This is a genomic window from Marivivens marinus, assembly GCF_035969385.1.
Classification (GTDB): Bacteria; Pseudomonadota; Alphaproteobacteria; order Rhodobacterales; family Rhodobacteraceae; genus SELP01.
In genome coordinates, this window is sequence record NZ_JAYKKJ010000005.1 from 213,520 (window position 1) to 226,722 (window position 13,203).

The 13,203-nt window shown below is 65.3% G+C and carries 16 protein-coding genes; 4 read left to right on the plus strand and 12 right to left on the minus strand.

Features of this window, described 5'->3' with window-relative positions; all coding sequences use genetic code 11:
- Position 1: 1 nt before the first annotated feature.
- From U3648_RS10095 to U3648_RS10105, 3 genes are all read right to left on the minus strand, one after another.
- Entirely contained in the window at positions 2–1,459 is a 1,458-nt protein-coding gene (locus tag U3648_RS10095) for an efflux RND transporter periplasmic adaptor subunit (RefSeq protein ID WP_420859106.1), read from the minus strand.
- 109 nt (positions 1,460–1,568) lie between these two features.
- On the minus strand, positions 1,569–2,267 hold the full coding sequence (locus tag U3648_RS10100; RefSeq protein WP_420859107.1) for a phosphatase domain-containing putative toxin: 699 nt from the start codon (positions 2,265–2,267) through the stop codon (positions 1,569–1,571).
- A 66-nt stretch (positions 2,268–2,333) separates the two neighbouring features.
- Positions 2,334–2,612 carry a DUF3572 domain-containing protein gene (locus U3648_RS10105; RefSeq protein WP_420859108.1) on the minus strand — a complete coding sequence of 93 codons (279 nt, stop codon included), beginning with the start codon at positions 2,610–2,612 and terminating at the stop codon, positions 2,334–2,336.
- Between the two features lie 94 nt (positions 2,613–2,706).
- Here U3648_RS10105 and U3648_RS10110 point away from each other — a divergent pair, with 94 nt between their 5' ends.
- Positions 2,707–4,107, plus strand: coding sequence for a diguanylate cyclase (locus tag U3648_RS10110; RefSeq protein ID WP_420859109.1), 1,401 nt, complete (start codon positions 2,707–2,709; stop codon positions 4,105–4,107).
- Between the two features lie 13 nt (positions 4,108–4,120).
- Here U3648_RS10110 and U3648_RS10115 read toward each other — a convergent pair whose 3' ends face one another.
- From U3648_RS10115 to U3648_RS10130, 4 genes are read right to left on the minus strand one after another with little or no spacing between them, the layout of a single operon-like run.
- Positions 4,121–4,615, minus strand: a complete 495-nt coding sequence (locus U3648_RS10115; protein WP_420859110.1) for a periplasmic heavy metal sensor — start codon at positions 4,613–4,615, stop codon at positions 4,121–4,123.
- Positions 4,616–4,617: 2 nt separating this feature from the next.
- Positions 4,618–4,986: a hypothetical protein gene (locus U3648_RS10120; protein WP_420859111.1), complete on the minus strand. Its 369-nt coding sequence runs from the start codon at positions 4,984–4,986 to the stop codon at positions 4,618–4,620.
- Positions 4,979–5,584 carry an RNA polymerase sigma factor gene (locus U3648_RS10125; protein ID WP_420859112.1) on the minus strand — a complete coding sequence of 202 codons (606 nt, stop codon included), beginning with the start codon at positions 5,582–5,584 and terminating at the stop codon, positions 4,979–4,981. The genes U3648_RS10120 and U3648_RS10125 overlap by 8 nt, the downstream gene beginning before the upstream one ends.
- A gap of 59 nt (positions 5,585–5,643) precedes the next feature.
- Positions 5,644–6,180 (minus strand): EF-hand domain-containing protein, encoded by a 537-nt coding sequence (locus tag U3648_RS10130; protein WP_420859113.1) that lies wholly within the window; start codon positions 6,178–6,180, stop codon positions 5,644–5,646.
- Positions 6,181–6,394: 214 nt separating this feature from the next.
- On the opposite strand from U3648_RS10130, the gene U3648_RS10135 reads away from it, so the two are divergent.
- Together U3648_RS10135 and U3648_RS10140 are read left to right on the plus strand one after the other, a co-directional pair.
- The gene (locus U3648_RS10135; RefSeq protein WP_420859114.1) at positions 6,395–6,805 is read left to right on the plus strand and encodes a DUF983 domain-containing protein; all 411 of its coding nucleotides are present in this window, start codon (positions 6,395–6,397) and stop codon (positions 6,803–6,805) included.
- 15 nt (positions 6,806–6,820) lie between these two features.
- Complete coding sequence (locus U3648_RS10140) at positions 6,821–7,513, plus strand: NUDIX hydrolase (RefSeq protein ID WP_420859115.1); 693 nt, start codon at positions 6,821–6,823, stop codon at positions 7,511–7,513.
- Positions 7,514–7,717: 204 nt separating this feature from the next.
- Here the strand turns inward: U3648_RS10140 and U3648_RS10145 are convergent, their stop codons facing one another.
- Positions 7,718–8,623, minus strand: a complete 906-nt coding sequence (locus tag U3648_RS10145) for an EamA family transporter (protein WP_420859116.1) — start codon at positions 8,621–8,623, stop codon at positions 7,718–7,720.
- A gap of 21 nt (positions 8,624–8,644) precedes the next feature.
- Positions 8,645–9,583, minus strand: coding sequence for a fatty acid desaturase (locus U3648_RS10150; RefSeq protein WP_420859117.1), 939 nt, complete (start codon positions 9,581–9,583; stop codon positions 8,645–8,647).
- A 105-nt stretch (positions 9,584–9,688) separates the two neighbouring features.
- Here U3648_RS10150 and U3648_RS10155 point away from each other — a divergent pair, with 105 nt between their 5' ends.
- Complete coding sequence (locus tag U3648_RS10155; protein WP_420859118.1) at positions 9,689–10,549, plus strand: helix-turn-helix domain-containing protein; 861 nt, start codon at positions 9,689–9,691, stop codon at positions 10,547–10,549.
- Between the two features lie 24 nt (positions 10,550–10,573).
- Here U3648_RS10155 and U3648_RS10160 read toward each other — a convergent pair whose 3' ends face one another.
- From U3648_RS10160 to U3648_RS10170, 3 genes are all read right to left on the minus strand, one after another.
- Positions 10,574–11,329 carry an SDR family oxidoreductase gene (locus U3648_RS10160; protein ID WP_420859119.1) on the minus strand — a complete coding sequence of 252 codons (756 nt, stop codon included), beginning with the start codon at positions 11,327–11,329 and terminating at the stop codon, positions 10,574–10,576.
- The gene (locus tag U3648_RS10165; protein WP_420859120.1) at positions 11,329–12,807 is read right to left on the minus strand and encodes a carnitine 3-dehydrogenase; all 1,479 of its coding nucleotides are present in this window, start codon (positions 12,805–12,807) and stop codon (positions 11,329–11,331) included. Before U3648_RS10165 ends, U3648_RS10160 begins: the two co-directional genes overlap by 1 nt.
- A 128-nt stretch (positions 12,808–12,935) precedes the next feature.
- Complete coding sequence (locus U3648_RS10170; RefSeq protein ID WP_129685436.1) at positions 12,936–13,202, minus strand: hypothetical protein; 267 nt, start codon at positions 13,200–13,202, stop codon at positions 12,936–12,938.
- Position 13,203: the final 1 nt, after the last annotated feature.

A 13,203-nucleotide genomic window follows, 5' to 3' on the forward strand; every position in this document is an offset into this window, starting at 1 on the left:
GTCAGCCCCCCATCCGGGATTCGATCCGGGCCACGACCTCGGCCGGGACCTCGTCACCTTCAAGCTGGGACAGGATCCGCGCCTTGGCGTCTTCGGGCATCCGGCTGTCGGTGACAAAGGCCACGATCCGGGCCTTGCGGTCCGGGTCCAGTGTGATCATCTGAGGGGGCGCCGGTTCTTCGCGCGCGGCGCCGGGACGGTTCGGGGCAACCTTGATCCCCTCGCCCAGAAGCGGCGATAGTTCGGCCACGACCTCGCGTCCGGCAATCGCCCGTGCGTCGACGATCACATCATCACCCTGGGTGCGCAAAACGGCGGCGGGCCGCCGTTCCAACCGGTCTTCTGGACCCAGGACAAGGACGGTTCCATCGGCGGCTACGGCTGTTGCGGGCAAGAGGGCGACGCCGGACAGCGGGTCTTCGGTCACCGAAACGGTTACGAAATCGCCGGGCCGGAACCCGCGCGGTGTCTCCAGCGTGGCGAACAACAGCCGCCCGGTCTGCCCCTCGCCCACCTCGGCACTTTCGCGGGTAATGGTGCCGCTGGCCGTCAGGTCCACCCCATCGGCGTCCAGCGTTACGGTCAGGGCGGCGTTGCGCAGTTGCCCGCCTTCGTCGATCAGGCGTGCGTATTGGCGGGTCGAGACGCGAAACGCCACCTCGAGCGCGTCGGGATCGACCAGTTGCGCGATCTGTTCATTGGCATTCAACCGCCCGCCAAGGCCCACGTTCACCCCCGACAGGGTGCCGGAAAACGGTGCGAAAACCTCTGTTTCGGCAAGTGTCCGTTCGGCCTCGTCCAGTGCGATGCGGGCGCGGTCCAGTCGGGTGCGGGCAAGATCGGCGCGGCTTTCGGCCTGTGCAAGGGATTGCCTGCGCGACAGGACCGCCGCATTGGCCGAAGACACGGCCAGTTCAGCGGTTTCGACCGCTGCCGCCGTGCCGGTGCCGCGATCCAGCAGATCCCGTGACCGCACCAGCGCCTGTTGCCGCAACTCTGCCTGTTCCTCTGCCGCGGCCAGTTCATCTGCCCCCAGCGCCAGCGCGCGGTCGGCATCGCGCAGTTCGGCCTCGGCATCGGCCAGATCCGCCTGCGCCCGCAACAGGGCCGCCTGCGCATCGGTCGGGTCAATCGAAAGGATCAGATCGCCGCCGGCCACACGCCCGCCATCGGCCAATGCCGGGTGGGCGGTCGCGACCGTTCCACCAACCGCGGCCCGCAGGTCCAGCACCCGCTCGCTGCGCAGGGTGCCAAAGACCTGCATCTGCGGGGTGATCACCGAAGGCTCCACCGCGATGACATTGACGGCCACGACCCGTTCCCGCCGGGGAAAGGACCGCCCGTCATCCGCCATCCGCGCCTCGACCGCCGTGCGCACGGTATTCACCGCCACCGCAAGGATCGCGATTGTCATCGACAACAAGAAGATGCCCAGAAGGCTCCGACCCAGAAAACGCATATTGATCTCGCATGCATGCTTGGGGGCAGGTTGCGCCCCTTGGTCGGTTATATGGGCCGACAAAGGGATTCCGTCGAATTTTTTTTGCGATCAGGCGTTTGACCTGCGATCAGAAGCGCATCCGCTCGCGGATCGTGGTCTTGTCGAACGCGGCCTGCATTGCGGCCCCGTCATATTCAGTCTCGACCCACTCACGGAAGGCGATCGGCCCCTTTGCCAGACGTTCGCCATAGCAGTGCAGGATATAGTCCAGCGTCCCGGTCTTGGTCAGTTTGATGTGAAGGAACCGAAACGACAGCTGTTTGCGGGCTTCCTCGAGCGGGGCCTTCATCACATGAAGCAAGTAGACGGCGGCGGCCAGCCCGGTGCGGTCCGCCCCGGATTTGCAGTGGATCAGGGTTGGCGTGTCGAGTGTGTCGAACAGGTCGATCAGCTCCAGAAACCGCTCGCGCGTCGGTGCTCTGCGGGCGGCCATCGGCAGGTCGATCAGGCGCAGACCCAGCGCGGCACAGCTTTCGACCTCGAATTGATAGAAGGCTTTGTCGGTCCTGCCGCGCAGGTTCAGGACGGTGGTGATCCCTAGTTCGGCATAGGCGCGAAACCTGTCCTCATTGGGGTGGTTCGAGCGCCACAGAAACGGCGCGACCTGTTCGAAGTTATGCCACCGATAGCGCAGGATTCCGTGATCGACCCAATCGGCATAGAACTGGGATTTCTTCCGTTCTTCCGGGTCCGCAATGTCATGCGTGAACTTGGCCCGATAGGAGTCCTCCCACCGTTCAAGCCTGTTCCACAATTTCCGCAACATTGCCGACCGTCCATATTACCCCAGCCCCAATTGGCGGTTCAAAGGGTGGATTGCAACCGCTTTGCCTCAGGTCCAGTGCATGCCGGCCTCACCCGCGATGACGTGGCGGGCGCGAAGCGGTGTGTCATAGGGCAGTCCGGCGGCGTCGCAAAACGCAACCACCCAGGCGTCGTCCATCGTCAGGAAATCCAGAACCGACCCGAGAAACCCCGGGTCAGCGGCCTGCGCCCTAAGGTCATCCGCCGACGCCCCGGTTGAACCCAGAAAGACAGGGAAAAGATCATCATTCGTGGCGAGCCAGCCCAGGGCCTGGATCGCGATTGTCTCGGCACGTTCAGGATTCATTTGCCTTCCTTACGAAAACGGAAACCGTTTCTTAACCATTCAGCAGGACTCTTGGACAAAGGGCAAGCAAGACGCCCGTTGTGAGGATCTTAGGATGTCGGGCCGTATCCTGATAGTTGATGGTGTTGCAACCAATCGTATCGTGCTGAAGGTAAAGCTTCTTGCGGCACAATACGCGGTTGTGCCCCGGTCAGATCCCCAATCCGCGATGCAGGCGGTGCAAACCGACCGGCCCGACCTGATTCTTATCGAAACCAGCCGCCTTTCGGACGAAGTCCGTGGTTTCATCCAGTCTGTGCGCACCGCAGCGTCCACCCGCGCCATCCCGATCATCGCCATGGGGCATTTCAATGGGCCGGCGGACCGGCTGGCCGCGCTTCAGGCCGGGGCCGATGACGTTCTGGACAAGCCGCTGTCGGACACTCTCCTTCTGGCCCGCATCCGATCCCTGTTACGTGCGCATGACGCGGATGCGGAACTGCGCCTGCGCGAGGATACGGAACGGGCCCTTGGATTTTGCGAAGAGCCCGCGGCCTTCGACGGGATTGCCCCCGGCAAGATCGTCCTGATCGCCGATCCGGTGGCCCGGGCCGTGGGCCTGTCGCAGGCGCTTGGCGCAGGGGCGCGGGACCGGGTGCGCGCGCTTGACCCGGACCGGGTCCTGTCCCCCGGCGGGCTGGATGACGTTCCGGATGTCTTTGTCATCGACGCCCGCAACGGCGCCGGGCTGATCGACAGCGGGCGGGTATTCAGTCTGCTTGCGGATCTGCGCAGCCGGGTGGAAACCCGCCATTGTTCGCAATTCGTGCTGACCCCGGACGGGGACGACGAAACCGCCGCCATGGTTCTGGACCTTGGGGCCAATGATGTTGCCGGTGCCTCTGTCGGGCTTGAGGAGATTGGCTGGCGCATCGCCCAACTGGCACAGCGCAAGGCCCGCACCGATCGTCTGCGCGACACCGTCCGCAACGGTCTACAGGCGGCGGTGACGGACCCGCTGACCGGCCTTTACAACCGGCGCTATGCCCTGCCCCATATCGACCGGATGGCCGACCGCGCGCGCGAGACCGGGCAGGACATCGCGGTCATGGTTCTGGACATCGACCATTTCAAGCGGATCAACGACACCCATGGCCATGCGGTGGGCGACGCTGTCCTTGTCGGCGTCGCGGAACGGCTGCGGTCGAACCTGCGGGCGGTCGATTTGGTGGCCCGGATCGGCGGCGAGGAATTTCTGGTGGCCATGCCCGATTGCGACGAAGCCACGGCCCGGATCGCGGCAGAGCGGTTGCGTCGCGCGGTCGAGGCAGAACCCTTTCAACTGAGCAGTGGCGCGACAATCAACGTGACCCTCTCTGCTGGCGTCGCCGTGGCCCATGGCATGTCAGCCGACCTGCCCGACATGACCCGCGTGGTGAATGCCGCCGATCACGCGCTTTTTGCGGCCAAATCGGCCGGGCGCAATACGGTCAGCATCAGCCAATCGGCGGCCTGAAACCGGCCTGATCCTAGTCCCGGTCCCGATCGCCGCCCCGCATTTCCCGCAACTCATGGTCCAGCCGGTCGGCAAAGGCCGCCCGTTCCGCTGCCGTCATCGCCTGCAACTGTGCCAAGAGCGCGTCTTGTCCGGCCCGCATCCCGGCGGTGGCCCGGTCCCGCTGTCCGGCAAAAATCGCGTCAACCGCCGCCGGGTCAAACGGGTCGGCCCGCAGCGCGGCCATGAAATCGCGCATCGCTTCGGCGCGGTCGCGGCGGCTTGGCGGGCGAAGGCCCTCTTGTCCGCGCAAATGGTCCCGCAGTTCGCGGCGATGATCATCGTCCAGGGCGCGGGCGAAGGGCCCCAGCGTCATGTCAATGCCGCCAAACGGACCGGGCGCGCGGCCCTTGGCAATGCCCCCCACGATGACCCCGGCCACCATCAGGTTCAGCGCCAGTGACACGATCAGCAGAATCCGCAGGGACCGGCGGATCGGCGGCTTCGGTGTCTTGTCATCCTCGGCCATGATCAGCCCTCCAATCCCAGAATATCGTCCGCCGAAAAGATCGACACGGATACGGATTCGCCCCAGATCGCCGTGCTGAGCCCGTCCAGACCAGCGGGGGGCGCGACGCCGAACCAGACACCGACCGCCGTGGCGGTGGCAAGGCCCGACACACCGGCCACCCCACCCAACGCGGCCCAAAGCCCGGCCAGGAACCCGCTCCGCGCCGCCGCAACCGGCGCGGGGCGGGACGCCTCAAGCGCGTCTGCCGCATCGCCAAGGATCGCCTGCATAAGCGCCTCGGACGGGTCGGCCACGCGGGCAGATCGCGCCTCTGCGAAAAGCGCCTCGAGCATCTGGTCTTCGGTTTGGGAAAGGTCCTTGTCAGTCATGTCCGTACCCCAGTTCATCCTTGCGCCCGGCAAGCAATGCCGCAAGCGCCCGTTTTCCACGCGCGGTCAGGCTTTCCACGGCCTCCACGCTGATTTCCATCACCTCTGCGATCTCGGGGTTCGACAACCCTTCAAGATGGCGCAGCGCCACCGCCTGTGCCTGCCGGTCCGGCAGTGCGGCCAAGGCATCGTGAAGGGCGGTCATCCGGGCACCCTCCTGCATTTGCTCTGCCGGGCCAGGACGGTCGTCCTCGGGCTCTGCCACGCCTTCGAAATCCACAGTGCGGCGGCGGCGGCGCAGCCTGTCGGTGCAGAGGTTGGCAACGACCCGATAAAGCCATGTCGTCACCTGTGCCTCGCCCTGACGCCAGTCTGGCGCGATCTTCCATAGGCGCATCATCGCGTCCTGCGCCACATCCTCGGCCTCGGCCCGATCGCCGCCCAGCATGCGGGTGGCCTGCCCCAGTACCCGCGGCGTCAGCCGCGCGGCCAGAACCCGCGCGGCGCCCATATCGCCATTGGCAAACGCCACCAGAAGCGCCCCGTCGGGGGCGGCATCGGGGCTGTCCGTCTCTGGCAGGCGCGCAGCAAGGGTCATGGGCAAAAGTGCTATCCTGTGATTGCCCCGGCGACAATCGCCGCCGGGACAGAGGTGGGTCAGTTTCCGTGGCGGCCACGGCCCTCGCCGCGCCCACGGCCCTGACGGCGTTCGCCCATCTCGGCCATGGCGGTTTCGAATTCTTCCGCCGTCACGAGGCCATCTTCGTCGGCATCCATGTGGCTGAACATCCGCTCGAAGGGATCGCGGCCCATCCGCCCGCCCGGCTGCGGCAATTCTTCGGCCTGAAGCAGCCCGTCGCCGTTTTCATCGAATTCACCGATCATCCGGTTCACGCGGTCTTCGGCGCGGGCTGTGATTTCGGCCACCATGGCGGCGGTCAACTCGTCCGCAGACAGGGCGCCGTCTCCGTTCGTGTCCTGCGCGGCAAAGCGGTTTGCTGGGGCGGCCTGAAGCTCTTCTAGCGTCAGCGACCCGTCACCGTTGGCGTCCAGCGTGGCAAAATCCATCATCGGGCCCATCTGCGGGCCCATGCCCCGGCCCATGGCACCGCCATCGCGGCCAAACCCGGCGGCATCGGCCCCCGTTGCAACAAAACCGGCGGCAATCGCGGCCAAAAGAAGCGGAGTTTTCATTGTCTTGTTCCTTGTCTGTATCAGGTCAGTCTTGTGTTTCGCCCGGCCCTCAACTGCCGAACTTGCCCATAGAACGCGGCGCGGCGCGGGTTCCGTCGGAGATTTTGGAAGTTTTTCGGCGGGGTTTTGCGACAACCCGCCGCAACGACAGGTTTACCCCTTTTCTTTAGACGGTGGGCCTTCGACACTGCGGCAAAGCCGATGGAGCCTCCCCATGACCGATCAGGCAACGAACACGATGCAGCATGACGCCGACGAGCGTCCGACCGGCCCTGCGGTGATGCGCGGCTTTCGTCGCCGCTGCCCCAATTGCGGCGAAGGGCGGATGCTTTCCGGCTATCTCAAGGTCGCGGACCAGTGCCCCGCCTGCAAGGAAGAGCTGCACCACCATCGCGCCGACGATGGCCCGGCCTATCTGACGATCCTTGTGGTCGGGCACCTGATGGCGCCGCTGATCCATATCGTCTTTACCCGGTTCCGGCCCGAACCTCTGGTCATGGCCACGGTTTTCACAGTTGGCTGCGTGGCGCTGTCGCTCTACCTTCTGCCACGGCTGAAGGGGGTCGTCGTGGCGATCCAATGGGCCAAGCGGATGCACGGATTCGGGGCTTCACCCCGGTCCTGACAGACAGGGGACCGGATGACCGACAAGACCGCGATACGCGACGCCGCGACCATCATCCTGCTGCGGGACCGGGCGACCGTGCCGGCGGTGCTGATGGGGCAACGCGGGTCTGGCGCGGCGTTTATGCCCAACAAATTCGTCTTTCCGGGAGGGGCGATCGATCCGGTGGATGCCACTGTGCCCCTCGGCGCGCCCCTGCCCCCGGTCTGTGCCGACCGGTTGACCGAGAACAGCGCGCTGCCGCCCGGACAGATCGCCGCCGCCGCGATCCGGGAGCTGTGGGAGGAAACCGGCCATATCCTTGGCGCCCCCGGAGACTGGCCCGAGGCCGCCCCGCGCGGCTGGCGCGGATTTGCCGCGACAGGCCACTTGCCCGACGCCGCCGCCCTGCAATTCGTGTTCCGGGCCGTGACCCCGCCGGGCAACCCGCGCCGCTTCGACGCCCGGTTCTTTCTGGCCGACGCCGCCCACCTGCGCACCGATCCGGATGATTTTTCCCGGGCCGAGGACGAACTGGCGCATCTGCAATGGGTGCCGCTGGACAAGGCGCGCAGCTTTGATCTGCCCTTCATCACCGAGGTCGTTCTGGCCGAAATCACGGCCCGGCTGGATGATCCCGGCCCACCTGACCAGGTGCCCTATTTCCGGCACGAGGAAGAGCGGCATTTCATGGAACGGCTGGGCGGCAGGTCGCCTCTCGCGCGTTAGGTTCGGGGGATGGTGGGTTGAAACCCACCTTACGTTTGAGGGGCGCTGCCCCTCTGGCCCTTTCGGGCCATTCACCCCGGGATATTTATTGACCCAAAGAAGGGGCTGGACTCAGCGTCCATTCTTCTTTGGGTTGGAAATATCCTCTGGGGGTGCGGGGGGCGAAGCGCCCCCGCGTAAGGTGGGTCTTGACCCACCACTGCCTCAGGCCACCAACACAAGCCCGACGACAGACCCGCCCAGTAGGATCAGCCCGGCCCATTCCCGGCCGGTGATCGCCTCGCGGAAAACGAACAGCGAGGCAAGGGCCGAAAGCGCCACCTCCACCTGTCCGACCGCTTTGACATAGGCCACCTGTTGCAGGGCGAAGGCGGTGAACCAGCAGGCCGACCCGATCATTGAAAACACGCCGACAAACCCGGCGACCCGCCAGGCGGCAATGACCCGGCCGATCTCGGCCCGATCGCGCCAGCCAAGCCAGATCACCAGCGCCAGCGCCTGACTTGCGGTGACGAAAGACAGGGTCACCAGGGCCCGCAACACGGCGTCCCCTTCGGCCAGCGACAGGGTCGCGCCGCGATAGCCCACGGCGGAAACTGCAAAGGCCAACCCGGACAAAAGCCCGATCCCCGCCGCCGGGTTCATCACCCGCCGCCAGCCGCCCCGCCCATCGGCGCGCGGCGTGTCCGACATCAGCAGAACCCCGCAGAGACCGACAAGGATCGCCACGAAGGCCAGCGGCCCGACCCGGTCCCCCAGCCAGATCATGCCGACCGGGATCGACAGGATCACTTCGGTCTTCATGAAGGTTGTCCCGACCGCGAAATTGCGTAGCGAAAACAGCGCCACGACACAGAGCGTGCCAACGATCTGCGCCGCCCCGCCGATCAGCGCCGGTCCGAAGAACCCCGAGGGCACGTCGGGCAAGGCCTGCCCGCTTGCCGTCGCGTAGGTCAGCGCCAGCGCAGCAACCATTGGAAAGGAATAGAAGAACCGGGCGAAGGTCGCACCGACCGTCGACAGCCGCGTCGATTTCAGGTGCTTTTGCAGCATGAACCGGATGGTTTGGGCCGTCGCGGCCAGAAGGGTGATCGGGATCCATGCTGTCATGGCCCGCTCTATGACCCGAAATCAGTCCTTGGGCCAGAGCGGATGCGGAACCGGGTCTTTCGCCTTGGACAGGTAACGGCGGAAGACCTCGGCATAGGAGCGGAACCGGTAGCCTTCGTTGCGGCGCAGGTAGTGGTCCCGATTCGACCGATAAAGCGCAGGCAGGTCGTACCATGGCACCTGCGGGTGCATGTGATGGACGACGTGCAGGTTATTGTTCAGGAAAAGAAAGGCCAGCGGCCCCCGGTCTTCGATGATCACAGTCCGCGCGCGGGCCTTTTCATGCGCCTGATGTTCAAGGAACGTGCGGATCTTGATCAGCGCCAGTCCGATATAGGCCGCCAGAAGATACGCCCAGACCGGCATCGGTGACAGTGCAACCAGCCAAAGCACCAGAGCGGCTGCAGGCAGATGCGCCAGCCAGTCGCGCAGCACGCTGCGATCCCCCTTGCGGATCAGCCGCAGGTCGCCCGCCATCCACATCACCTGCCCGACCAGCGGACCGACCGTCAGCCGCCCGGCTAACGTATTGTTGAACCGCAGCAGTGCTCGCGCTGCACCGGTCAATCGCCCCCAGACCACCGGATCGAGGTAGTTGCTTTCGGGGTCGTCGTAGGGGTCGGTCAGGGTTTCATCATGGTGATGCGCAAGGTGCGTTGCCTTGAACCGCCCGTAGGGCACGCAGAGCGACAGGGCCGGAAACATCAGGGCCGCGTTCAGCCAGGCCGCCCGGAACGGGTGCCCGTGGATCGCCTCATGCGTCAGCGAACTGTGCAGCGCGATGGCCACCGCCGCCACCGGCACGGCCAACCAAAGGGACAGGGGCGCGAGCAGGGCAACCGCCCCGGCCCAGACCGCGTAACATACCGCGACCAGCCCCAGCGTCCGCCATTCGACACGCGGCAATGACCGGCCCCGCAAGATGGCTGCCTCTGGTCCCGATGCTGCGCCGCTGTCCATTTCGCCCTCTTATCCTTTGTTATCCTTTGGATAATCGGATGCCGGCGGCGCAGGTATTCTGAATCTGATTAACTTTTCTAATCAGTGGTGATAATACTCCACACTATGACGAATTCTATCGACAAACGTGATCGCGCGGCCCTGTTTCGGGAAAGGATCGCCCTTGCCATGACCCGTGCTGGCGAAAGCCAAAGCGGGCTGGCCCGCGCCTGTGGCGTGGACCGGTCGACCATTTCTCAACTGCTGAAGGGTGACGGTGCGCGGCTGCCCAATGCGCAGCTGGTGGCGGGATGTGCGGCGGCGCTTGGGGTCTCGGCCGACTGGCTGTTGGGGCTGTCGGACCGGCCGGAACTGGCCGCCGACCTTGTGGCCGCTGCAATGACCATGACCCGGGCCCCCCGCGCCCTTGTGGATGAAACGATCTTTGGCTGGCATCAAGAGGCGGCGGGATACAAGATCCGCCATGTGCCGACCGGCCTGCCTGATATGCTCAAGACCGACGCGATGCTGGGCTGGGAATACGGCCCGTCGCTGGGCAAGACGGCGGAACAGGCGATCGGGGCCAGCCGCGACCGCCTGAACTGGATGCGGGCATCGAAATCCGACTACGAGATTGCCCTGCCCCTGCACGAAATCGAAAGCTTTGCCCGCGCCGAGGGCTATTACAGCGGGCTTCCCCGCGACATTCGCGCCGCCCAGATCGCCCATCTGCGCGGCCTCTACGATCAGCTTTACCCCTCGCTTCGGGTCTATCTGTTCGACGCCCGCAGGCTGTATTCCGCACCCGTGACGGTCTTCGGGCCGCTTCTGGCGGTGATCTACCTTGGGTCGTCCTATCTGGCCTTCCGCGATACCGAACGTGTGCAGGCGATCACCCGGCATTTCGACGGGCTGATCCGCGAGGCAGAGGTGTCCAGCCGCGAATTCATGAACGAGTTGGACCGGATTGAAGCGCAGGTCGGATAGGCCATGGACCCGCGCGTAAACGCCTTAGATCTGCGGGTCCGGGTTGACCGTATGCCCGTCCACCGCGATCACCTGTCCAGACACCCGCCGCGCCCCGTCCGAGGCAAGGAAGACCGCCATATCGGCGATGTCCCGCGCCTCGACCCAGGTTTTCATCGACACGCCCGCCGCATAGCCGTTGTAGACCTGATCGCGGGTCATGCCCTTGGCCTTCGCCTCGGCCTCCAGCACCCGTTCCATGCGCGGCCCTTCGACCGCGCCGGGCAGGATCGCGTTGGAGCGGATACCAAATGGCCCCAATTCCATCGCGACAGTCTTCATTAGCCCGATGACCGCCCATTTCGCCGCCGCATAGGGGCTGCGGTTCGGATAGCCATAGATCCCGGCGGTGGAGGAGGTGAACAGGATCACCCCTTGCCCCGCCGCCTTCATCAGGGGCGCCGCGTATTTGGCAACCAGAAACGCCCCGTCCAGCGTCACCGCCGTGCAGGCCCGCCAGTCGTCCAGCGTGACCTCTTCGATCGGGGCGGTCGGGCCTTTCACGCCTGCGTTGGCACAGAGCACGTCCAGCCCGCCCGCTTTGGCGATGCCGTCGAACAAACCGCCGATCTGCGCCTCGTCCGCGGCGTCCACGACCCGGCACCGCCAGTTTCCGGGGCAGGATTGCAGCGCGTCGGTGTCCACATCCGTGACCCAGACCTCGTAGCCCGCGTCGTCAAAGGCCTCGGCCATGGCGCGGCCGATCCCGCTGGCCCCGGCGGTGATCAGGACGCGCGGCATCAGCGCACCCCGACAGCCGCACCCGCCCCTTCGGGGCGCGGCAGGGCGGCTTGAGCCTCGGCCACTCGGGACAGCGGTGCGGCGACGGTCGGCCCCGGTTCGCTGGCCTTGCGGGTCTCAAGGCTGACGTGGATCAGCATATGTTCCCCGGTGGCCAGCAGACGGTCGCCTTCAAACATCCGGTGGAACAGGTGCATCTTCTTGCCCGCGCCCAGAAGCACCTGGGTCTCGACCCGGATGCGCGCCCCGGCATGCACCTCGTCGATGTGGCGAATGTGGGTTTCAGCGGTGAAATAGCTGCCCCCGGTGGCGATGTAATCGGCATCACAGCCGACCATCGCCATGAATTTGTCGGTCGCATCGCCGAAGGCCTGAAGATAGCGGGCCTCGTTCATGTGACCGTTGTAGTCGGTCCAGTCGAGCGGCACCGCACGTGCCACGGTGACGATGGGCGCGGACAGGTCGGCCACGTCATCCAGCGTTTCGGGCAGTTGGTCGATCCTGCGGTCCTGATCGTTCAGAAGCGCGCCCGCGCCCCATTTCTGCGCCTTCAGCCCGCGCATCATGGTGACAAGGTTGTTGTCGCGGATGCGTTCCAATTCGCGAATCGTGTGCATCCCCGATTGGGCGTCGGACTGGTCGGCGATCTGGTTGGTCAACTCGTCGGTCAGTTCCGGCACATCCATCAGCTTGGTCCAGGGCCAGGACAGGCAGGGGCCGAACTGGGCGATGAAATGGCGCATTCCCGCTTCGCCCCCGGCAATGCGATAGGTTTCAAAAAGGCCCATCTGCGCCCAGCGCAGGCCAAAACCATAGCGGATCGCGTTGTCGATCTCTTCGGTGGTGGCGATGCCATCCTTGATCAGCCACAGCGCCTCGCGCCAGACCGCTTCAAGGAATCGGTCGGCGATATGGGCGTCGATCTCCTTGCGGACATGCAGCGGGTAGCAGCCGATCGCGGTCAGGACTCCCTTGGCCCGCTCCACATCCTCGGGCGCGTTGATGTCAGAGGGGACCAGTTCGATCAGCGGCAGCAGGTAGACCGGGTTGAACGGGTGGGTCACGACGATCTGGCCGGGACGGGTCGCGCAGCCCTGCAATTCGGACGGCTTGAAGCCGCTTGTCGAAGACCCGATGATCGCGTCGGGGGCGCAATGTTCCTGTATGGTCTGGTAGACCTTGCGCTTCAGTTCCAGCCGCTCTGGCACGCTTTCCTGAATCCACTCGGCCCCGGCAACGCAATCGGAAATGGTGTCGTGAAAGGTCAGGGTGCCTTCTTCGGGCAGGGCCACGTCGGACAGACCGGGCAGCGACCGGCGTGCGTTGTCCAGCACCTCGCCCACCTTGCGGCCCGCTTCCGGGTCCGGGTCGAACACCCGAACGTCCCAGCCCATCAGCAGGAACCTCGCGGCCCAGCCGCCCCCGATGACACCCCCACCGATGATCGCGGCGGTCCGGTTCTGTGCGTGCGCTGCCATGTCTCTCCCTTTCACAACGCGAGCCCCCGGCCCCGCCGAAACGGCAGGCCCGAAAGCAGACAAGACCCTTGTCCGTGGAAGGGGCCGGGCGTGTCAGGCGCCGGCCGGGTCCGAAGTCCCCGAAACCGTCAGGTGTCGGGGTGATTGAATTCCTCGTCCGGGGACACGTTGTTGTGGTTGGTCACGCGCGGATCACAGGCCCACATGGAGCTTCCCGCGTCGTGGATAACCAGCCCGCCTAGGGCGACGCATTCCTGATAGGTCATCGAACGATTGCCAAGAACAAGGTATTCCTTGAATGCCCCTCCGCCCGAAGACGGGGCGGCCATTCCACCGCCCGGAACCTCTTCGCAGGCGACCAGGCCAAGGATGCAGACAAGAAACAGCTTCTTCATG